We start from the raw sequence: 20,336 nt of genomic DNA on the forward strand, positions 1-20,336 counted from the left end.
ACGCGGAAATTTGTATCATCAAACGTGATGGTAAAAGAGAAGATTTCTCTATCAGTAAGATTAAGAATGCAATCAGCAAGGCATTCAGTGCAACGGGGATTCAGGATGAGCAGCAGTTGGTGGCTGACATCACGATGAATGTAATCAGTCAGTTTGCCACTCCTACGATTACCGTAGAGGAGATTCAGGATTTAGTGGAAAAGGCATTAATGAAGGTTAGGCCGGAAGTAGCGAAGAAGTATATCATCTATCGCGAATGGCGGAATACGGAACGGGACAAGAAAACCCAGATGAAGCACGTGATGGACGGTATCGTTGCCATTGACAAGAACGACGTCAACCTGAGCAACGCCAACATGAGCAGCCACACCCCTGCCGGACAGATGATGACTTTTGCATCCGAAGTGACCAAAGATTATACTTATAAATATCTGTTGCCGAAGCGTTTTGCCGAAGCGCACCAGTTGGGCGACATTCATATCCATGACTTGGATTATTATCCGACCAAGACGACGACTTGCATCCAATATGACATGGACGACCTCTTTGAACGAGGCTTCCGCACAAAGAACGGCAGCATCCGTACCCCGCAAAGTATTCAGAGCTACGCGACGCTGGCTACTATCATTTTCCAGACTAACCAAAACGAGCAGCACGGCGGACAGGCGATTCCCGCTTTCGACTTCTTCATGGCGAAAGGAGTGGCGAAGTCTTTCCGTAAGCATATGGCTTCGTTCATCAACTTCTATGTGGCGATGGAGAACGGCAGCCAGGCGGACGAGAAGGCAATCCGTACGTTGATTAAGGAGTATCTGCCGTCTATCAAATCTACCGAGGCAGAGCGCGAAACGTTGCGTATCGCTTTGATAGCCCTGCAAATCATTATAGATAAGGAACATCTGGCACGCATCACGGAGAAAGCATACCAGCAGACCCGCAAGGATACACATCAGGCGATGGAAGGGTTTATCCACAACCTGAACACGATGCACTCACGCGGAGGTAACCAGGTGGTGTTCAGTTCTATCAATTACGGTACGGACACTTCTGCAGAAGGGCGGATGGTGATTGAGGAATTGCTGAAAGCTACCATCGAGGGCTTGGGTACACGGGGAGAAGTGCCTGTATTCCCGATTCAGATATTCAAGGTGAAGGACGGGGTGTCTTACTCGGAAAAGGACTTTGAGAAAGCGATGAAAGCGGAGAATATAGAAGACGCGATGAAAGACCGTTACGAAGCTCCGAACTTCGACTTGTTGCTGAAAGCTTGCCAGACTACCGCGAAGGCGTTGTTCCCGAACTTCATGTTCCTTGATACGCCTTTCAACACGAACGAGAAATGGAAAGCGGACGACCCGAAACGTTATATCTACGAATTGGCGACAATGGGTTGCCGTACACGTGTGTTTGAGAATGTGGCGGGAGAAAAATCGTCTTTGGGACGCGGTAATCTTTCTTTCACTACGCTGAATATGCCGAGATTGGCTATCGAAGCCCGCATTAAGGCTGAAAACTTAATAGAGGATGAACGCAACACGGATGCCATCGAGCAAAAAGCGAAAGAGATTTTCATCGAATCCGTACACAATATGGCTGCTTTGGTAGCCGACCAGCTTTACGAACGTTACCAATACCAGCGCACGGCACTGGCACGCCAGTTCCCGTTCATGATGGGGAATAACGTGTGGAAAGGCGGTGCCGAACTGAATCCGAACGAGCAGGTAGGCGATGTATTGCGCAGCGGTACGCTGGGAATCGGCTTTATCGGCGGGCACAATGCGATGGTGGCTCTTTACGGCAAAGGTCACGGTCACAGCCAGAAGGCATGGGACACGCTGTATGAAGCTGTGATGGAAATGAATAAGGTAGTGGATGAATACAAGGCGAAATATAACTTGAATTATTCGGTACTGGCTACTCCCGCCGAAGGACTTTCAGGACGTTTCACGAAGATGGACCGCCGGAAATACGGAAAAATCCCCGGAGTGACAGACCGTGATTATTATGTAAACTCATTCCACGTAGACGTGAAAGAGCCGATTAGCATCGTTGAGAAAATCAAACGTGAAGCTCCTTTCCACGCCATCACCCGTGGCGGACATATCACGTATGTGGAGCTGGACGGGGAAGCGCAGAAGAATGTGCGTGCCATCGCCAAAATCGTGAAAGTGATGCATGACGAGGGAATCGGTTATGGTTCTATCAATCATCCGGTAGATACTTGCCACAACTGCGGCTACAAAGGGGTGATTTTCGACAAATGTCCGGTTTGCCAAAGTGAAAGTATTCTCCGCATGCGTCGTATCACGGGTTATCTGACGGGCGACCTGAGTTCTTGGAACTCTGCCAAACGGGCGGAAGAAAAAGACCGTGTGAAACATTTGTAAACCAATGAATTTATTAGGAACTTATCCTGAAACAATAGTGGACGGTGCAGGCATCCGGTATTCTATTTATCTTGCCGGATGCGCTCATCACTGTCACGGCTGCCACAACCCGGAAAGCTGGAATCCGAAAGCGGGGGAACTGTTGACGGAAGAGAAGGTTTCGTCTATCATCAGGGAGATTAAAGCGAATCCGTTGTTGGACGGGGTGACTTTCTCCGGCGGGGACCCTTTCTTCTATCCCGAAGAATTTCTGTCGCTCGCCAAGCGGGTGAAAGAAGAGACGGGGATGAATGTGTGGTGCTATACCGGGTATACGTATGAGGAGATTCAGGTGAAACCACGGTTGAAGGCTATTCTTCCTTACATCGACGTGTTGGTGGACGGACGTTTCGAGCAGTCGCTCTTTTCTCCTTACCTGGAGTTTCGGGGGAGCAGCAATCAACGGATTCTGAAACTAAAGTAATCCCGAAGGGGGAGATAATCCAAAAGTTGAGAAAATCTCCACCACTAAAAAAACTTATTTTTCAAAGAAAACAAAAACACCTGTACGGTTGTTTTGTTTACTTTTACGGACAAAAGATAATTCTGCAAGAATAAGTTTTTTATGGTACAAACAATAACTACGACTCATATATCTGACGAATCCGACGGATTGCCGATGCCCAAACGTATTTGGGCGGTGGTATCCGTCGGATTCGCTCTTTGCATGTCTGTACTGGACATCAATATAGTTAATATCGTATTGCCTACGCTTTCGCATGACTTCGGGACGACGCCTGCCGTGACTACGTGGATTATCAATGGGTATCAGTTGGCAATCGTCATATCCCTGTTGTCCTTTTCCGCTTTGGGGGAGATGATTGGTTATCGGAAAGTCTTTCTTTCGGGCATCGGGTTGTTTTGTATCACTTCGCTGATTTGCGCGCTGTCCGATTCATTCTGGACGCTGACGGTGGCACGTATTTTCCAAGGGTTCAGCGCTTCCGCCATTACGAGTGTGAATACGGCGCAGTTGCGGTATATTTACCCGAAAAGTCAGATTGGCCGGGGGATGGAAATTAATGCGATGGTGGTTGCCATATCGGCAGCGGCAGGTCCTTCTGTGGCTAGCGGTATTCTTTCGATTGCCAGTTGGCATTGGTTGTTTGCCATTAACGTGCCGTTGGGAATCACGGCGTTGGTTTTGGGTATCAAGCATTTACCGAAGCAGGAAGAATTGTCGAAACGAAAGTTCGATTATATCAGTGCCATAGCGAATGCGATAACTTTCGGGTTACTGATTTACACGCTGGACGGATTTGCGCATCATGAGAAGATGGATTTTCTTGTCGTTCAGTTGGTGGTGGTAGCGGTAGTCGGGACGTATTATGTACGTCGGCAGTTGACTCAGACAACTCCTCTCCTACCGCTCGACTTGCTGCGAATACCGATTTTCCGGCTGTCTATCCTGACTTCCATTTGTTCGTTTATCGCGCAGATGTCGGCAATGGTGTCCCTGCCGTTTTTCCTTCAGAACACGTTGGGGCACAGTGAGGTGATGACCGGGTTGCTGCTTACTCCGTGGCCGTTGGCTACGCTTGTCACGGCACCGTTGGCGGGGTATCTCGTCGAGCGTATCCATCCGGGGATATTAGGCAGTATCGGAATGGTGCTGTTTGCCGTCGGGCTTTTCTCGCTTTCGAGCCTGACTGCCGAGTCGTCCGATATTAGTATTATTCTGAGGTTGATGCTATGCGGGGCGGGCTTCGGGTTGTTTCAGACACCGAATAACAGTACGATTATCTCGTCAGCCCCGACACAGCGTTCGGGCGGAGCGAGCGGAATGTTGGGGATGGCACGTCTCTTGGGACAGACTACGGGAACGACATTGGTGGCTATGCTTTTCAGTTTTGTCACGCATGACCGAAGTACGGCTGTCTGCCTGATGGTGGGAAGCGGGTTTGCAGTTGTGGCGGCTATCGTCAGCAGCTTGAGATTGTCACAGCCTTCTACGCTCAAAAGTAAATAAGAGGAAGCCTTAATGATTTAACAATCATTTCTGACCCAATATACAGACAAACCGAGAAAACGCCTTTTCTCATAGACAAATCTAGACATTTGCATTTCTTAGATACAAAAACGGCGTATTAACACTGTGTTAGAACGCCGTTTCTATATTCCATAAATCAGGTTCTATATTTCATTGAATATCAACGAAATGTAGTACATTTACGTTCTTGCGTCCACACATTCCGAAGATAATTCCGTTGCGAATGAAGTTTCTATTCCAACAACCAGCACACAGTGCCGGAAGTTAGAAGAAGAACCTCAATATATCATTGAAATTTGCCCAAATCAATAGACCGAAGAGCAAAACCATACCGGTCATCTGGGCGTATTCCATGAACTTGTCGCTCGGTTTGCGACGGGCTATCATCTCGTAGAAGAGGAAGAGCACGTGACCGCCGTCCAAGGCAGGAATAGGCAGAATATTCATGAAAGCCAGGATAATGGAGAGGAAGGCTGTCATGTACCAGAACTGATGCCAATCCCATGTTGCGGGGAAGATACTTCCGATAGTTCCGAAGCCGCCCAGTTGCTTGGCTCCTTCTTTGGAGAAGAGATATTTCATGTTGCCGACGTAGCCTTTCAAAGTCTTCACGCCGAGGGAAACGCCTGCGGGGAAGGATTCGAGGAAAGCATACTGTTTCTTCACCATTGGCAGCAAGCGGTCTGTCACCAGGCAGGCGGTTACTCCCATCATGTAGGCGGAGTCTACACGCATAGTCAAGGTGTCTGTTGCACCGCCACGTACATAGGTAAGGCTGATGAGACGAGGGTCGATGCTGTCTTTGAGCATAGTTGCTTCGTTTTTCTTACGTTCCGCCATCGTTTGCTTGAAGTCGGAGAAAGAAATCGGTGTTCCGTTCAGGGCGATGATGCTGTCACCCGGCAGGATGCCAGCTTGTGCGGCAGGAGAGTTTACCATTACGCTGTCTACAACGTACGGGAAACGGTAGGACGCGAAGCGGACGCTGTCTGCCAACAGGCGTTGCATCAAATCTTCGGGAATATAGACAGAGGCTTTCGCACCGTTGCGGAGCACGCTTACTTCACGGGCATCGGCAATCTGGCTCAACATATCTCCGTCATAACGTTCGAAGGGGACGCCATCGGCTGAAAGAAGTATATCACCGTCCTGGAAGCCGACTGCCTTGGCAGTTTCGTTAAAGTCCATACCGAGGGGAGCTTCCTGTACCTTTATATATTGGTCGCCCCAGGCAAAGAGTATCATTGAGTAGATGAACAGTGCCAGCAGGAAGTTGAACAGTACGCCGCCAACCATGATTAACAGGCGTTGCCATGCCGGTTTGGAACGGAACTCCCACGGTTGTTCGGGTTGTTTCATCTGTTCGGTATCCATCGACTCGTCAATCATACCGGCTATCTTCACGTAGCCGCCCAACGGCAGCCAGCCTACGGCATATTCAGTATCACTTTTCTTGGGTTTGAATTTAAAAAGGGTGAACCAAGGGTCAAAGAATAAGCAGAATTTCTCTACACGCACCTTAAATAAACGGGCAAAGAGAAAATGCCCGCCTTCATGAATGATGACGAGCAGCGAAAGGCTCATTATCAATTGCAGGGCACGAATCAAAAATGTTTCCATGTTTATTATTTACTATTTTACTATTTACAAATTACTAATCATTGCTCAGAGACTTTGCCGGCTCACCAGTTCGGAAGCGATTCTCCGTGCTTCCGCGTCGGTGGCTACATAGTCATCGTATGTGGGGTTGGCTATAAACATAGCTTGTTCCATTGTCTTTTCTATCACGTCGCTCATGCCGAGGAAGCTGATGCCGTCTTTCAGGAAAGAGGCCACCACTACCTCGTTGGCGGCATTGACGATGCAGGGCATATTGCCGCCTCTGTACATGGCTTCATAAGCCAGGGCGAGGTTGCGGAACCGCTTCGTATCGGGCTGCTCGAACGTCAGGTTGGTGCACTTGGCAAAATCGAGACGGTCGAAAGTGGAACTGATACGGTCGGGATAAGAGAAAGCGTACTGGATGGGCAGGCGCATATCGGGCATGCCTAACTGTGCTTTCACCGCACCGTCCTCAAACTGTACCATCGAGTGGATGACGGATTGCGGATGCACCACTACTTCAATCTGGCTGGGCTGGACACCAAACAGCCATTTGGCTTCGATCACCTCAAAACCTTTGTTCATCATAGAAGCGGAGTCGATGGTTATCTTGGCTCCCATCTCCCAGTTGGGATGCTTGAGGGCTTGCGTCTTGGTTACAGATTTCAGTTGTTCCAGGGTGCAGGTGCGGAAAGGCCCGCCTGAAGCGGTGAGTATTACTTTTTCTATCGGGTTGCCGACTTCTCCTGCCAAACACTGGAAAACTGCCGAATGTTCGGAATCTACGGGCAAAATCGGTGTGCGGTATTGCTGCGCTAATTGATTAATCAGTTCGCCGGCTACGACCAGCGTTTCTTTGTTTGCCAGCGCAATGGCTTTGCGGGCACGGATGGCGTTGATAGTCGGTTTCAGTCCGGCATAGCCTACCATGGCCGTCAGCACCATGTCGATGGGCGCGGCTTCTACAATCTGGCAGATGGCATCGGTTCCTGCGTACACTTTGATGGGCAGGTCGCTCAATGCTTCTTTCAGTTCGGGATACTTTGCTTCGTTGGCTATCACCACTACTTCCGGCTGGAACTTCCGTGCCTGGGCAATGAGGAGTTCGACGCGGTTGTTGGCTGTCAGCGCATAGGCTTCGTACAGGTCGGGATGTTCCTCGATGACCTGCAATGCCTGTGTACCGATAGAGCCGGTGGAGCCTAAGATGGCTATTTGTTTCTTCTTTTTATTCGTTTCTATATTCATTATTAAAATACGATATATTTCTCCGGATTCACCGGATGACCTTTGTACCAAAGTTCGAAATGCAGGTGCGGGCCCGTGCTGAGGGTTCCGCTGTTGCCTACCAGGGCGATGGCTTCGCCACCTTTCACGCGGTCGCCTTCTTTCTTGAGCAGGGATCCGCAATGCTTGTAGATTGAAATAAAATCCTGGTTATGCTGCACGCCAATCAGGTAGCCGGTTTCGGCGGTATATGTGCTTAGGATGACGGTTCCGTCCATTGTAGCCAGCACACTTTCGTTCGGGTTGGCGGCAATGTCCGTACCGAAATGTTTCTTTTCTGCGTTGAAATGGCCGGAAACCATTCCGCGGGTGGGACGGTAAAGGATAAGTCCCGTCACGTCCGGTTGGGAAGTGATGGATGTCAGGTTGTACTTCTCATTTTCTTCGTACTGGCGGCGGAACTCTTCTTCGCGTTTGGTGCGTTCCATCAAGGTGTCTTCGCGGGCGGCGGTCAGCGAATCGAGCGTCTGCACGCTGTCGATGGGGACTTTGCCGCTGAAGATGTCCTGAATGTTCATTATGTAGAGGTTCTGCCGGTTGAGAACCGCTTGCAGGGAGTCTACACGCAAGGCGTTGCCTACGATTTGGGAGCGGACTTCACTATTCATGTAGCCCGGAAGGTAGTTGCGCAAAGGAGTGAAGGCGATGATGCAGGCAGCAATCAGGAAAAGCACTGCCAACACGCTGAGCAGCACCGAAAGACCATTGAGTTTGGATACACGAAGCCCCACAATCTCTTCAAGTGTATTCTCGTTGACAATCGTCAGTTTATACTTAAACTTGAAATTCTTCCAGAAAGCTTTACTTCGTCTTTTCTTTGGCATCTCGGGTATTTACTATTTTACGATTTACTATTTACTATTTTCAGATTTGCTATTTTCGGGTGATGAGTGGTTCATCGTTTTGTTGGTTCTCATCGGTCATCTTCCAGCTCATCCAGGTTCAGCAACCCTTCGGGAAGCTCCACGGTGATGAGTTTCTGTTTCTGGTCTATTCCCAGGATAAACTCTTCTTGTGCAGGAACCAACAGTTCCTCGCCATCTTCTTTTTCGACAACGAAAAGGGTGTTGACGGTAGTTGTATCTACATCCACCAATTCACCCAGTGAGCCGTGGTGAATGTCTTCCATGCGGAAACCGATAAAGAAGTTCCAGGATAATTCGCCGTCTTCGGCTTCTTCGGCGTGCGCCACGGGAAAATAGACTTCTATGTTGGTGAACATACGGGCACGTTCGGCAGTATCTATTCCTTCAAGTTTCACCAAAGCGGTGGAGTCGGAACGGAAGCGGTATTCTTCGATGAAGAAAGGCACGAAGATACCGTCGAGCAGGCAGACAAGATAATCACAATCCACGCGGTCGAAAATGTCGTCCGTAAAGGTGAACTGCAATTCGCCGTGGATGCCGTGCGGCTTGTTGAATAATCCTATTTTATATACTTCTTCTTTCTTTATCATATTCGGGTGATTCGGGCGCCGATGGCGTTCAGACGTCCTTCGATGTTCTGATAACCACGGTCTATTTGTTCAATGTTACTAATGGTACTGGTTCCTTCGGCACTCATTGCGGCAATCAGAAGGGCGATACCGGCACGGATGTCGGGGGACGTCAGACGTGCGCCGCGCAGCTTGAAGCCGTGGTTGTGACCGATGACTACGGCGCGGTGAGGGTCGCAAAGAATGATTTGCGCGCCCATATCTATGAGTTTGTCAACGAAGAACAGGCGGCTTTCGAACATTTTCTGATGGATGAGCACGCTACCTTTGGCTTGTGTGGCTACTACGAGCATCACACTCAGCAAGTCGGGGGTCAGTCCCGGCCAGGTGGCGTCCGCTATGGTCATGATGGAGCCGTCGATAAAGGATTCTATCTCGTAGGTTTCCTGTGCGGGGACATAAATATCGTCTCCTCTTTGTTCGAGCTTGATGCCCAGACGACGGAAACTTTCGGGGATAATACCGAGATTCCCGTAAGAAACATTCTTAATGGTAATCTCGCTTTTTGTCATGGCTGCCATGCCGATGAAGCTGCCGACTTCAATCATATCGGGCAGTACAGTGTGTTGCGTGCCATGCAATGCTTCTACTCCTTCGATGGTGAGCAGGTTGGACGCGATGCCGCTGATTTTCGCTCCCATGCGGTTGAGCAGGCGGCAGAGCTGCTGCACGTAGGGTTCGCAGGCTGCATTGTAGATGGTAGTAGTACCTTTGGCAAGTACGGCTGCCATCACTATATTGGCTGTTCCGGTGACGGATGCTTCGTCCAGCAGCATGTAGTTGCCCTGAAGCCTGCCGGCGGTGATTTCATAAATACCCCGTTCTTCATCGTAACGGAAATCCGCGCCCAGGGCTTGGATGCCGACAAAGTGGGTATCCAGTCGGCGGCGGCCTATCTTGTCTCCGCCCGGTTTGGAAATCAGCGCTTTGCCGAAGCGTGCCACCATCGGCCCGATAAGCATCACGGAACCGCGCAAACTGGAGCATTTCTTCAGAAATTCATCGCTTTCGAGATAAGCGAGATCTACGTTTTCAGCTTTAAAGCTATAAGAGTCAATGCCTTTCTTTGCAACGGTAACACCCATCTCGCGCAGGAGCTGGATAAGGTTGTTGACATCCAAAATGTCAGGTATATTGTTCACCGTCACTTCCTCAGCAGTCAGCAACGTGGCACAGATTATCTGCAAAACTTCGTTTTTGGCGCCTTGCGGATGAATCTCCCCGCAGAGCCGATGTCCCCCTTCTATTACAAATGAAGCCATTGTTCAAGCATTAAGTTTTAAATATCAAGTATCAAATACTTGTTTCTAATATCTTCTCTTGTTATTCTGACGATTATTGGTGTAGTTCGTCTTCGGACGATAGTTCTGATTGAGACGCTCTGCCATAAGGCGGATAATATCATCAGTCATCTGAAGCTTGCCGTCAGAAAGTTCGTAGAGATCTTCGGCAATCTTCTTATCATCTACCGTATCTTTGTTCCAAGCCATGTAGTCCTTCTTCATATGGTTGCAGATGAGGGCTATGAGATTTCTCTTTTCGTTTCCTTCGGGAAATTCAATGGCTTTCTTTATCAGGATTTCCAATGTGTGTCCGTAGTGGCGGTAACGCATACGGGCAGTGCAGTAAGGAATAGGTTCCGGACGGGTCACCAAGTTATCTTTACGGATAATCTCGTAAGGATAATCGATATCCAGTTCGAAGCCGGACATGATGGCGAGATGATCCCAGAGCTTATGCTTGAAGTCGGGTACATCGCGCAGGTGAGGGAACATATTTCCCATGATATTGATAATAGTGTTGGCACAACGCTGACGTTCTGCCCGATCCTCGATAGTCAACGCGTAATCGACCATGTTCTGGATGCTACGCCCGTATTCGGGAAGCGGCATTCTTTTTTGTTGAGTATTATATTGCATATCTTTAATGGATAATTCTACAATGGATGATGGATAATTGTTCATAACAGACGGAGCTTATAAAAGTTTTTTAGGCATTGAAGCTACAAATTCCTTCAGGTAGAAAGGTTCGAAATAAGCTACGTCTTTATAGTCTTCGGCGGCTACTGCCTTCTCTGCGAGCGGGAACATCATTTTTGCCAGCGGATGGATATCATCAATGAAATGCGCGTTGGGATGCGTAATCTTCTCACGGCATTTACCGGCTCCGTTTCCGTAGAAGTAGACCGGCTGCCGGTCAAGATATTCCAAGTAGGATGTTTCGTCCACGATGTCGGCGGCAATGGCACGTTTCACGTTCAGGCTGCGGTCATAAAGGGCTGCATAGACTTCCATGCGGCGGGCATCAATCATCGGACAAAGCAACGTGTCTTCAGGAAGATCGTGATACAACAATACGGGAACGCTCAATACTTCGAGTGTCGGTATTCCGATCAGAGGGACATTACGTCCGTAACAAACTCCTTTTGCCATCGAAACTCCTATCCGGAGCCCCGTATAAGAACCCGGTCCGCAACTTACGGCAACCGCATCCAACGGAATAGCATGACTGTCAATGAACGACAGCGCTTCATCTACAAATACTCCCAGAGACACGGCGTGTGAAGGACCTTTCAAGTCCTCTTTCACAAAAATCGTCTGTCCGTCTTGACTGGCCGCTACCGAGCAAACAGAAGTAGAGGTTTCAATATTTAGTATACACGACATAAAAATCAGCTTATTAAATTGTCGCAAATTTACATGATTATTTCCAATTCTTAAAATATTCGTGTACTTTTGCACAAAACTTTAAGGATATGATACAGTCTATGACAGGATACGGCAAAGCTACGGCCGAACTCCCCGACAAAAAAATAAATGTAGAAATCAAGTCGCTCAACAGCAAAGCGATGGACTTGTCCACCCGCATTGCTCCGGCTTACCGTGAAAAAGAGATTGAAATCCGCAACGAGATTTCTAAAGTGCTGGAACGTGGAAAGGTGGATTTCAGCCTGTGGATTGAGAAGAAAGAGGGCGCAGACGCTATCCCTGTCAATAAGGCAATTCTTGAAAATTACTACCTTCAACTGGATTCAATCTGCAACGAACTGGGTATCCCTCGTCCGGAACCGGGAGACTGGCTTCAGGTATTGCTCCGCATGCCGGATGTGATGTCGAAAACGGAAATTCAAGAACTTTCGGAAGAAGAATGGAATACGGTTCATGCCACTGTGCTCGAAGCGGTCGGTCACCTAGTGGATTTCCGCAAGCAGGAAGGTGCCGCACTGGAAAAGAAATTCCGTGAGAAGATTGAGAATATCAACAGTTTGCTCGAAAAAATCACTCCGTACGAGAAGGAACGTGTGGAGAAGGTGAAAGAGCGTATCACGGATGCTCTCGAAAAGACTTTGAACGTGGACTACGACAAGAACCGCCTGGAACAGGAGTTGATTTATTATATCGAGAAGCTGGACGTGAATGAAGAGAAGCAACGATTGGGCAACCATCTGAAATATTTTATCAGTACGATGGAAAGTGGCAACGGACAGGGCAAGAAACTCGGATTTATCGCTCAGGAGATGGGACGTGAAATCAATACGCTGGGCAGCAAGTCCAACCATGCCGAGATGCAGAAAATCGTCGTTCAGATGAAGGATGAGTTGGAACAGATTAAGGAACAGGTGTTGAACGTTATGTAATTCAAATCTTGAACGTAATTTAAATCTTGAATGTAATTTAAACCATTTCACCAATGACAGGCAAATTAATTATTTTCTCTGCCCCGTCAGGGTCGGGCAAATCTACTATCATCAATTATCTGCTGACGCAGAACTTGAATCTTGCGTTTTCTATTTCTGCCACCAGTCGCCCGCCACGGGGTACGGAGCAGCATGGGGTCGAATATTTCTTCCTCACGCCTGAAGAGTTTCGTTGCCGCATAGAGAATAATGAGTTTCTCGAATATGAAGAGGTGTATAAAGACCGCTACTACGGCACGCTGAAAGCGCAAGTGGAAAAGCAACTGGAAGCCGGACAGAATGTGGTATTCGATGTCGATGTGGTAGGCGGATGCAATATCAAGAAGTTTTATGGCGACCGGGCTTTGTCGGTGTTTATTCAACCGCCTTCGGTAGAGGAACTGCGCTGCCGCCTGGAAGGGCGCGGAACGGATGCTCCCGAAGTGATTGAAAGCCGTATCGCAAAGGCGGAATATGAATTGAGTTTTGCTCCGCAGTTTGATCGTGTCATCGTGAATGACAATTTGGAAATAGCTAAAGAGGAAGCCTTGAAGGTCATCAAAGAATTCTTGGAAAAATAACAAAGTAGAGGGATGGCGGAAAAAGTCAGCAAGCCAAAAACCGGAATTTTCAGCGGGTCATTCAATCCGATTCATATCGGGCATCTCGCTTTAGCCAACTATCTTTGTGAATACGAGGGATTGGACGAAATTTGGTTTATGGTCAGCCCGCAAAATCCTTTAAAGACACAGGCTGAGTTATGGAGTGACGAGCTTCGTCTTCAATTAGTCGGGTTATCTATCAGTGATTACCCCCGCTTCCAAGTCTCGGATTTTGAGTGTCATCTGCCACGCCCTTCTTATAGCGTACATACATTGGAGAAGTTGCGCGAAGCGTATCCCGAACGTGAATTTCATTTTATTATCGGTTCGGATAATTGGGCACGCTTCGACCGTTGGTATCAGTCGGAGCGTATCATCAAAGAGAACCAAATCATCATTTATCCCCGTCCGGGCTTTCCCGTGAATGAAGAGGAATTGCCGGAAACGGTACGTCTCGTTCGCTCCCCTATGTTCGAAATCAGTTCTACGTTTATCCGTGAGGCTTTGAATGCAGGAAAGGACATCCGATATTTTCTGCATCCGAAAGTTTGGGAAGCAATAAAAGGTCTGCGAAATACTTAAAGCACATATCCGACAAAGTGTGAGATTCTACCAAAAAGTCATGCGAGAAAGTGTATCTACTCTGTCAGCCGATGGAGAGTAATCATTATTATTTCTGCCGGAGCACCGATACGGATTGGCATTTGTGAGGTGCCAATGCCATTGGTGACAATCAAGGGAATCTTTGCCGAGTTATAAGCCAGTCCGGTCACAAAACGATTGCCGTAATGTGAGGGCAGTATCGGAGCAATTCCAAAGACACGGACTTGTCCGCCATGTGTATGTCCCGCCAAGGCAAGGTCGGTGTTGGCTATCGAAACGTCTTCTATATAATCCGGTGTGTGCACGAGCAGGATTACGAAGTCTTTGGGAGAAAGTGCCAAAGACGGTGACACGCCATTGCGGGCAAGGTCGAAAGGGTTGCGCACTCCGGCGATAAGAATCTGCTGGCCGTCTTTGCGAAGCGTATCCACTTTATGTTCCAACACACGCATTCCGTAATGTTCCATCGTACGCACAATATCATCGTGGCAGCGTTCATAGTCGTTATTTCCCATCACTCCGTAAGTCCCCATCGGTGTCTTTACACGCGAAAGTGCAGCGAACAAGGGTTCTACGTATTCGCAGCCTTCCTGGTAATCACCGCCCATCAAGAGGACATCTGCCTTTTGAGCAATCAAAAGATTGACCAGGCTGTTCAAACCTTGTTCTTTGAATAAGCTCTTATAGTGCAAGTCGGAAATGAAAGCGATGCGGAACCCCTCGAATGCTTCGGGAACGTCACGGTGGGTAAAGTCGTAGTTCACGACACGGTCTATGCCCGCATAAGCAGAAGAAAGTTTGACTGCCGAAGAGGTTATCTTTGTGCCACGAAGCACCCAGTCAGCATGTTTGTCATCAACGACGGTTTCTTGTTTCTTGGGTTTACGTTTCTTGTTTTTCGAGACGTTCAGATCTTTAAGTTGAGAATGGTCGGGGGCGAACATCCCGGCAATGGCATCGGTAGTATCTGTTATCTCCTTGGAGACGGAGTCGATATTCAAAACAAAACGCGGCAAGGTTGATACGACATTCTTTTTCGATTTACAAGAAACCAGCAAAAGTAACATCAGCAGAATAAAGGGGTATATTGTTTTCTTCATTTCTCGTTTATAAATGCAGATGATTGAACGGAACCAATAAATTCATATTTCCTTTCAGATTCTCTCTATTTCCCCAATTGGAAGCCCTGTGTATTTGGCAATCATGCCATCAGACAATCCGTCCGACTTCATCTTCCTTACTATTTCCATTTTTTCTTTTTCACGGCCTTTTTTCAGTCCTTCTTCCAACCCTTCTTTCAGTCCCTCTTCATGTCCTTCCTCATGTCCTTCTTTCCGTGCCGTATTCACAGCATTCACAATATCCCGGTACGCTTTCACGCTGTCCTCATACTCTCTCAACTGTTTTGGGGTGAAACGGGTTATTGAAGCAGCTTCGAACAGACGGCTGAAGACGCGTTCCTGCAATGCAGCTGGACGTTCCAGCAGGCGGGATAGATTTTTCAAGACGAAAACCCATTTTTCGAACAATGTTTCCAGTTCATGTTCCGTCTTGGTAAACTTGGGGAGTTCCAAATAGATGAATGTAAGTTTGTCGTAAAATACTTTTTTGGTATTTACATCCATCAATTTCACCTCATGATGAAAATAGTCCTTTGAATCCTTGTCTTCATCGAACACAAAATTGAGTATTCCTACCGTATAGACCGATTCGAGTCGATAATCCCAATCTCCCCGTTTGGCCTGTTCGCGGATGGGAAAGGTGGAATAATAGACACTGCGGTCTTTGAAGAATTGTTGGAATACATTCTGCATCTCGACAATGAATTTTTCACCGCTTTCCGTTTCACAATACACATCAAAGATGGCACGGCGGTCTTCTTTACGAATACCCAATTGCTCACCGTTAAGATAAGTAAGGTCTTCGATGATATATGTTCCATGAAAAAGAGCGTTCAAAAAGCCGATTAACAGTTCTTTATTCATGGGTGTTCCGAAAAGGTATTTGAATCCGAAATCTGTTCTCGGGTCAATATATAGTTCCTTCCATTCATTTACTGACATAAGTGTGAGATTTAAATGATTAGAAAACAAAGATAATCGTTTTAATTTGATATCTGATAAACTAAATGAAAGATTATTCATATCTGTTTCTTTTCGTACGTTCCTTCTCAGCCAATCCACCAATCCACTGATACACCGATACAGGTTCCCACAGAAAGCTGTATTTCTTCTCTAATCTATTAATACTCCTACCAGCAACCACAGTGCTGACCGAACCGGAACGCTTCCTGTTCTTTCGAGCAAACATGCAGCAATAAAGTCAGGCAAAAGTGAATATACTCTTTTGTCCAAAAGATTAAATGAAAAAGTCGTGGATAATTGTGAGGAAATGAGCCAAAGGGTATTTCAAAATTTACTACAAGTTACACAGTCCCATAGAATCGGCAAAATTCTGTTTCGCAACACATCTATTCAATTTATCACTGCTGAATATGGGACAAAATCATCGTTTTCGATATCTTTGTGCCGGAAACGTAAGTATTAATCTTTTAAAACAGTATGGTAATGAATTGAATAAACAGGAAACAGATATTTGGGAAACATTTGCATTTTTACAAAAGGCCTTCCACTGAATGAATTAAACAATAAGTAATAATCATGGAAAGCGCTCTTGTTCATACTTGAAAAGATGAAATCAATTTTCCCAAAATCAGTATGGTTTATGATTGACAGGAAAAGCTATGAGGAATATTACATTAAAATGTTTTATGACAACGAGTATAATCATTCAAACGGAAAAGACTTGTAACCATCATCCCAAAAACAAAAATATGAAGAAAGCCAATCTTATAATATTGTTTCTTTTATGGTCAATAGCTTGCTATTCACAAACTATTGACCAAGTTGAGAACGACACTACTGTAATAACAGAATACAACGATGGAGTATTATGGCTCTATAGGGATATTGAAAATGTCACTGTAGGAACCACATGTTATAAAATCAAAGACTACGGGAAACATTATCAAATACATATTTACATCTATAATCATAGTGACACATCTTTACTGTTTGACCCGACAAAGGTTTCAGCATATTTAACGACAAAAACAGCAGACACACTACAACTTCAAGTATATACAAACGAAATGTTTCAGAGAAAGGTAAGACGGTCACAAACATGGGCCATGGCTTTATATGGATTTTCTACCGGACTTAGTGCAGGAATGGCAGGATATTCCACTTCTTACTCTACCACTTATTCACCGAATGGTCTTCCATACACCACAGTCACCCAACATTATGATGCAAATGCTACATTGCAAGCCAATATGGCCGCATCCCATCAGATGCAGACGTTAGGAAACATGATGGAAAACGACAGAGAAGTCAAGGAACAGGGGTATATGAAAATAAACACCATTCATCCGGGTGAATGTATCATAGGCTATATGAATATCAAACGAAAAAAAGGAACCATTATGACCGTCTTCATCCCCGTTAATGGCGTTGTGTATTCTTTCGACTGGGATGTGAGGTAAAAGTAATAGAGAATATTTCCCAAATAGTATTATCTTTGTCCGTCAAAACTTATTATGGGATATAAAAGTACAGAAACAGCAAGAAGATAACAGCATGGAAGAAGTAGAACGCAACAGCATGGAAGATGCAAAACGTAACAGTATGGAAGCAGTAAAGCGTAACTCATTGCAAGCATGGATATTAGCAGCACGTCCCAAGACACTCACAGGAGCCATCACCCCCGTCATGATAGGTACGGCCCTTGCCGCAATGGACGGACATTTCCATTGGCAGCCCGCACTCGTCTGCTGCCTGTTTGCGGGTTTGATGCAGATTGCCGCCAATTTCATCAATGACCTTTTCGACTTCCTCAAAGGAACCGACCGCGAAGACCGCCTGGGCCCTGAACGCGCCTGCGCACAAGGATGGATTTCTCCACAGGCGATGAAAAGGGGAATTATTGTGACCGTTGCCCTTGCCTGTCTTATCGGTTGCACATTGCTTTTTTTTGCCGGATGGGAGCTTATTATTGTAGGAGTACTTTGCGTATTGTTTGCTTTTCTTTATACTACGGGACCTTATCCCCTCTCCTACAATGGCTGGGGAGATATATTAGTCATTGTCTTTTTCGGATTCGTACCCGTGGGTGGAACTTACTATGTGCAAGCATTGACATGGACACCGGACGTCACCATCGCTTCCCTTGTCTGCGGATTGCTAATCGACACCCTGCTGGTAGTGAACAACTACCGCGACCGCGAAGCGGACGCACACAGCGGAAAACGGACGGTTATTGTCCGCTTCGGCGAGAAGTTCGGACGCTACTTTTATTTGTCATTGGGGATTGCGGCTTCTCTCCTCTGCCTGTATTTCCTTTTTGAAGGACATATCTATGCAGCCCTTCTACCACAACTCTACCTGATTCCCCATGTATTTACCTGGAAACGGATGGTAAAGATATATAGTGGTAAAAAATTAAACAGCATATTAGGCGAGACTTCGCGCAATATGCTGCTTATGGGTATTCTTTTATCAATTGGAATGTTGATAAGTTGAGAAATTATTTCCCGTACATCTTTTCGTAATAACCTTGATAATCACCACTGGTGACTTCTTCTACCCAAGCCTGGTTTTCCAAGTACCATTCGATGGTCTTGACGATTCCGATTTCGAATTTCGTTTCCGGATACCATCCTAAGGCATTTGTAATCTTCGTCGGATCGATGGCATAGCGCTGGTCGTGTCCCAGGCGGTCTTTGACGAAAGTAATCAGGTCTTCGTTAATCCAGTCGACAGATATTTCACCGTTGGCATCTTTCACTTTCTTCTTGAGTATCTTACGATATTCGGGGTTCTCTGTCATCAGGCGGTGAATGGTAGCGATAGTCAGTTTCACGATTTCGAGATTTGTCTTCTCATTATGTCCGCCTACGTTGTACACTTCGCCCTCCTTGCCTTCACGCACTACGAGGTCGATTGCCTTGCAGTGGTCTTCCACATAAAGCCAGTCGCGCACGTTGCTGCCGTCACCGTAGACAGGCAGATGCTTTCCTTCAAGGATATTCTTGATAATCAACGGAATCAGTTTCTCCGGGAAGTGGTACGGACCGTAGTTATTGGAGCAACGGGTAATCGTAACCGGCATCTTATACGTGTCGTGATAAGCCATTACAAACATATCCGCACTTGTTTTGGAAGCACTGTACGGGCTGTGAGGACAAAGCGGGGTCGTTTCGGTGAAATACCCTTCGGCTCCGAGTGAACCATACACTTCGTCGGTAGATACCTGATGATAGCGTACGCCCTTTCTCCAAGTCGGATACCCCTGTTCGTCTTTACCCATCACCCATGCACGACGCGCACAATCCAGCAGATTCTGCGTTCCGAGAATATTCGTAATCAGGAACAGTTGCGGATTTTCGATGCTGCGGTCCACATGACTTTCGGCAGCAAAATTCACTACATAGTCAAAGCGGTACTCAGCAAAAAGACCGTCTACAACATCGCGGTTGCAAATATCTCCCTTGATAAAGAAACAGCGTTCGTTGTCAATGTCTTTGGCAATCGTTCCCAAGTTACCTGCATACGTCAGAGCGTCCAGTATCACGACTTTGGCATCGCTATGCTTGGCTAAGATGTACTTGATGTAATTCGCACCGATAAAGCCTGCGGCACCGGTCACTAAATAAGTTTTCATATTTTATTTATTATGTTGATTTTAGGATTGTTTTGCCAGTTCGATGAGGTACTTGCCATACTCGGTCTTTTCGAGCCGCTGTCCCAACAGAAGCAGTTGCTCGGTCGGAATCCATCCCTGGCGCCAGGCAATTTCTTCAATGCAACTAACGTAAAATCCCTGACGGTTCTGAATAGTAGCCACGAAATTGGAGGCTTCCAGCAGACTGTCGCAATTTCCCGTATCCAGCCAGGCGAATCCGCGTCCGAACAGTTCGACTTTCAACGTACCTTCTTCCAGATAAAGGCGGTTCAAATCCGTTATTTCATATTCTCCACGAGCCGAAGGGCGAAGAGCCGCCGCTTTCTCGGTCACGCTGGCATCATAGAAGTAAAGTCCGGGCACTGCATAATTACTTTTCGGCACTTCCGGCTTTTCTTCCAAGGAAATCACATTTCCCTGTTCGTCAAACTCCACCACACCATAAGCGCGCGGATCTTTCACGTAATAGCCAAAAATACAAGCTCCTTTTTCCACACTTGCAGCCCGGCGAAGCATGGCGGAGAATCCCTGTCCGTAGAACATATTATCACCGAGAATCAGACATCCCGGTTCACCGTTCAAGAAATCAGCTCCCAGGACGAAAGCCTGTGCCAATCCGTTGGGTTGCTCCTGAATCTTGTAGGAGAAGGACATTCCCAATTCCTCACCCGTCCCCAGCAAATCGCGGAACATCGGCAAGTCACGCGGAGTTGAGATAACCAACACTTCACGTATGCCTGCCAACATCAGTGTGGACAGCGGATAATAAATCATCGGCTTGTCATACACAGGCATAATCTGTTTGGAAATCGCTTTGGAAAGCGGATAAAGGCGGGTAGCACTTCCTCCGGCGAGAATAATTCCTTTCATGTTCGTCTAAGTTAATTCATTAACTGTGTGCAAAGGTCGGAAA

General features: G+C 46.9%; 20 protein-coding genes. 8 read left to right on the forward strand and 12 right to left on the reverse strand.

The window, feature by feature from the left end; translation table 11 throughout:
• The 3 genes from RDN93_RS10990 to RDN93_RS11000 form a co-directional block, all read left to right on the forward strand.
• Positions 1-2,387: anaerobic ribonucleoside triphosphate reductase (locus RDN93_RS10990; RefSeq protein ID WP_308745570.1), on the forward strand; the 2,387-nt coding region annotated here is incomplete at its 5' end.
• A 4-nt stretch (positions 2,388-2,391) separates the two neighbouring features.
• The gene (nrdG, locus tag RDN93_RS10995) at positions 2,392-2,850 is read left to right on the forward strand and encodes an anaerobic ribonucleoside-triphosphate reductase activating protein (RefSeq protein WP_308745571.1); all 459 of its coding nucleotides are present in this window, start codon (positions 2,392-2,394) and stop codon (positions 2,848-2,850) included.
• 141 nt (positions 2,851-2,991) lie between these two features.
• A complete protein-coding gene (locus RDN93_RS11000; protein ID WP_308745572.1) occupies positions 2,992-4,395 on the forward strand; it encodes an MFS transporter in 1,404 nt (467 codons plus the stop codon).
• 285 nt (positions 4,396-4,680) lie between these two features.
• Here RDN93_RS11000 and rseP read toward each other — a convergent pair whose 3' ends face one another.
• The 7 genes from rseP to tsaB form a co-directional block, all read right to left on the reverse strand.
• The gene (gene rseP, locus RDN93_RS11005; RefSeq protein ID WP_167966924.1) at positions 4,681-6,036 is read right to left on the reverse strand and encodes an RIP metalloprotease RseP; all 1,356 of its coding nucleotides are present in this window, start codon (positions 6,034-6,036) and stop codon (positions 4,681-4,683) included.
• A gap of 45 nt (positions 6,037-6,081) precedes the next feature.
• Complete coding sequence (locus tag RDN93_RS11010; protein WP_308745573.1) at positions 6,082-7,266, reverse strand: 1-deoxy-D-xylulose-5-phosphate reductoisomerase; 1,185 nt, start codon at positions 7,264-7,266, stop codon at positions 6,082-6,084.
• A 2-nt stretch (positions 7,267-7,268) separates the two neighbouring features.
• Entirely contained in the window at positions 7,269-8,129 is an 861-nt protein-coding gene (locus RDN93_RS11015; RefSeq protein ID WP_308745574.1) for a M23 family metallopeptidase, read from the reverse strand.
• 89 nt (positions 8,130-8,218) lie between these two features.
• Positions 8,219-8,761 (reverse strand): ribosome maturation factor RimM, encoded by a 543-nt coding sequence (rimM, locus tag RDN93_RS11020; protein ID WP_308745575.1) that lies wholly within the window; start codon positions 8,759-8,761, stop codon positions 8,219-8,221.
• Positions 8,758-10,062 carry a UDP-N-acetylglucosamine 1-carboxyvinyltransferase gene (murA, locus tag RDN93_RS11025; protein ID WP_308745576.1) on the reverse strand — a complete coding sequence of 435 codons (1,305 nt, stop codon included), beginning with the start codon at positions 10,060-10,062 and terminating at the stop codon, positions 8,758-8,760. The genes rimM and murA overlap by 4 nt, the downstream gene beginning before the upstream one ends.
• Positions 10,063-10,107: 45 nt before the next feature.
• The gene (locus RDN93_RS11030) at positions 10,108-10,719 is read right to left on the reverse strand and encodes a DUF4290 domain-containing protein (RefSeq protein ID WP_308745612.1); all 612 of its coding nucleotides are present in this window, start codon (positions 10,717-10,719) and stop codon (positions 10,108-10,110) included.
• A 57-nt stretch (positions 10,720-10,776) separates the two neighbouring features.
• Positions 10,777-11,466, reverse strand: coding sequence for a tRNA (adenosine(37)-N6)-threonylcarbamoyltransferase complex dimerization subunit type 1 TsaB (gene tsaB, locus RDN93_RS11035; RefSeq protein ID WP_308745577.1), 690 nt, complete (start codon positions 11,464-11,466; stop codon positions 10,777-10,779).
• Positions 11,467-11,555: 89 nt separating this feature from the next.
• Between tsaB and RDN93_RS11040 the strand changes: the two genes are divergently transcribed.
• The 3 genes from RDN93_RS11040 to nadD are packed head-to-tail and all read left to right on the forward strand — an operon-like array spanning position 11,556 to position 13,660.
• Positions 11,556-12,437, forward strand: a complete 882-nt coding sequence (locus RDN93_RS11040) for a YicC/YloC family endoribonuclease (RefSeq protein ID WP_308745578.1) — start codon at positions 11,556-11,558, stop codon at positions 12,435-12,437.
• A 53-nt stretch (positions 12,438-12,490) separates the two neighbouring features.
• A complete protein-coding gene (gene gmk, locus RDN93_RS11045; protein ID WP_308745579.1) occupies positions 12,491-13,057 on the forward strand; it encodes a guanylate kinase in 567 nt (188 codons plus the stop codon).
• Positions 13,058-13,069: 12 nt separating this feature from the next.
• Positions 13,070-13,660 (forward strand): nicotinate (nicotinamide) nucleotide adenylyltransferase, encoded by a 591-nt coding sequence (gene nadD, locus RDN93_RS11050; protein WP_308745580.1) that lies wholly within the window; start codon positions 13,070-13,072, stop codon positions 13,658-13,660.
• 56 nt (positions 13,661-13,716) lie between these two features.
• Here nadD and RDN93_RS11055 read toward each other — a convergent pair whose 3' ends face one another.
• From RDN93_RS11055 to RDN93_RS11065, 3 genes are all read right to left on the reverse strand, one after another.
• A complete protein-coding gene (locus RDN93_RS11055; protein WP_308745581.1) occupies positions 13,717-14,781 on the reverse strand; it encodes a metallophosphoesterase in 1,065 nt (354 codons plus the stop codon).
• A 54-nt stretch (positions 14,782-14,835) separates the two neighbouring features.
• Positions 14,836-15,744 (reverse strand): Rpn family recombination-promoting nuclease/putative transposase, encoded by a 909-nt coding sequence (locus tag RDN93_RS11060; RefSeq protein ID WP_308745582.1) that lies wholly within the window; start codon positions 15,742-15,744, stop codon positions 14,836-14,838.
• A 73-nt stretch (positions 15,745-15,817) separates the two neighbouring features.
• Positions 15,818-15,991: a hypothetical protein gene (locus RDN93_RS11065; protein ID WP_308745583.1), complete on the reverse strand. Its 174-nt coding sequence runs from the start codon at positions 15,989-15,991 to the stop codon at positions 15,818-15,820.
• A gap of 523 nt (positions 15,992-16,514) precedes the next feature.
• On the opposite strand from RDN93_RS11065, the gene RDN93_RS11070 reads away from it, so the two are divergent.
• Complete coding sequence (locus RDN93_RS11070; RefSeq protein WP_308745584.1) at positions 16,515-17,225, forward strand: hypothetical protein; 711 nt, start codon at positions 16,515-16,517, stop codon at positions 17,223-17,225.
• A gap of 142 nt (positions 17,226-17,367) precedes the next feature.
• Positions 17,368-18,261 (forward strand): 1,4-dihydroxy-2-naphthoate polyprenyltransferase, encoded by an 894-nt coding sequence (locus RDN93_RS11075; protein ID WP_308745613.1) that lies wholly within the window; start codon positions 17,368-17,370, stop codon positions 18,259-18,261.
• Positions 18,262-18,265: 4 nt separating this feature from the next.
• Here the strand turns inward: RDN93_RS11075 and rfbB are convergent, their stop codons facing one another.
• Together rfbB and rfbA are read right to left on the reverse strand one after the other, a co-directional pair.
• A complete protein-coding gene (gene rfbB, locus RDN93_RS11080) occupies positions 18,266-19,402 on the reverse strand; it encodes a dTDP-glucose 4,6-dehydratase (protein ID WP_308745585.1) in 1,137 nt (378 codons plus the stop codon).
• Positions 19,403-19,423: 21 nt separating this feature from the next.
• The gene (gene rfbA / locus RDN93_RS11085; RefSeq protein WP_308745586.1) at positions 19,424-20,293 is read right to left on the reverse strand and encodes a glucose-1-phosphate thymidylyltransferase RfbA; all 870 of its coding nucleotides are present in this window, start codon (positions 20,291-20,293) and stop codon (positions 19,424-19,426) included.
• Positions 20,294-20,336: the final 43 nt, after the last annotated feature.

Origin of the sequence: uncultured Bacteroides sp., from assembly GCF_902491285.1 — a bacterium.
Taxonomy (GTDB): domain Bacteria; phylum Bacteroidota; class Bacteroidia; order Bacteroidales; family Bacteroidaceae; genus Bacteroides.

What these genes read in the sequence shown, in the direction of transcription:
- nrdG (WP_308745571.1), top strand. Translation starts at nt 2,392, where the DNA reads ATGAATTTATTAGGAACTTATCCTGAAACAATAGTGGACGGTGCAGGC.
- RDN93_RS11000 (WP_308745572.1), top strand. Translation starts at nt 2,992, where the DNA reads ATGGTACAAACAATAACTACGACTCATATATCTGACGAATCCGACGGA.
- rseP (WP_167966924.1), bottom strand. Translation starts at nt 6,036, where the DNA reads ATGGAAACATTTTTGATTCGTGCCCTGCAATTGATAATGAGCCTTTCG.
- RDN93_RS11010 (WP_308745573.1), bottom strand. Translation starts at nt 7,266, where the DNA reads ATGAATATAGAAACGAATAAAAAGAAGAAACAAATAGCCATCTTAGGC.
- RDN93_RS11015 (WP_308745574.1), bottom strand. Translation starts at nt 8,129, where the DNA reads ATGCCAAAGAAAAGACGAAGTAAAGCTTTCTGGAAGAATTTCAAGTTT.
- rimM (WP_308745575.1), bottom strand. Translation starts at nt 8,761, where the DNA reads ATGATAAAGAAAGAAGAAGTATATAAAATAGGATTATTCAACAAGCCG.
- murA (WP_308745576.1), bottom strand. Translation starts at nt 10,062, where the DNA reads ATGGCTTCATTTGTAATAGAAGGGGGACATCGGCTCTGCGGGGAGATT.
- RDN93_RS11030 (WP_308745612.1), bottom strand. Translation starts at nt 10,719, where the DNA reads ATGCAATATAATACTCAACAAAAAAGAATGCCGCTTCCCGAATACGGG.
- tsaB (WP_308745577.1), bottom strand. Translation starts at nt 11,466, where the DNA reads ATGTCGTGTATACTAAATATTGAAACCTCTACTTCTGTTTGCTCGGTA.
- RDN93_RS11040 (WP_308745578.1), top strand. Translation starts at nt 11,556, where the DNA reads ATGATACAGTCTATGACAGGATACGGCAAAGCTACGGCCGAACTCCCC.
- gmk (WP_308745579.1), top strand. Translation starts at nt 12,491, where the DNA reads ATGACAGGCAAATTAATTATTTTCTCTGCCCCGTCAGGGTCGGGCAAA.
- nadD (WP_308745580.1), top strand. Translation starts at nt 13,070, where the DNA reads ATGGCGGAAAAAGTCAGCAAGCCAAAAACCGGAATTTTCAGCGGGTCA.
- RDN93_RS11055 (WP_308745581.1), bottom strand. Translation starts at nt 14,781, where the DNA reads ATGAAGAAAACAATATACCCCTTTATTCTGCTGATGTTACTTTTGCTG.
- RDN93_RS11060 (WP_308745582.1), bottom strand. Translation starts at nt 15,744, where the DNA reads ATGTCAGTAAATGAATGGAAGGAACTATATATTGACCCGAGAACAGAT.
- RDN93_RS11065 (WP_308745583.1), bottom strand. Translation starts at nt 15,991, where the DNA reads ATGTTTGCTCGAAAGAACAGGAAGCGTTCCGGTTCGGTCAGCACTGTG.
- RDN93_RS11070 (WP_308745584.1), top strand. Translation starts at nt 16,515, where the DNA reads ATGAAGAAAGCCAATCTTATAATATTGTTTCTTTTATGGTCAATAGCT.
- RDN93_RS11075 (WP_308745613.1), top strand. Translation starts at nt 17,368, where the DNA reads ATGGAAGCAGTAAAGCGTAACTCATTGCAAGCATGGATATTAGCAGCA.
- rfbB (WP_308745585.1), bottom strand. Translation starts at nt 19,402, where the DNA reads ATGAAAACTTATTTAGTGACCGGTGCCGCAGGCTTTATCGGTGCGAAT.
- rfbA (WP_308745586.1), bottom strand. Translation starts at nt 20,293, where the DNA reads ATGAAAGGAATTATTCTCGCCGGAGGAAGTGCTACCCGCCTTTATCCG.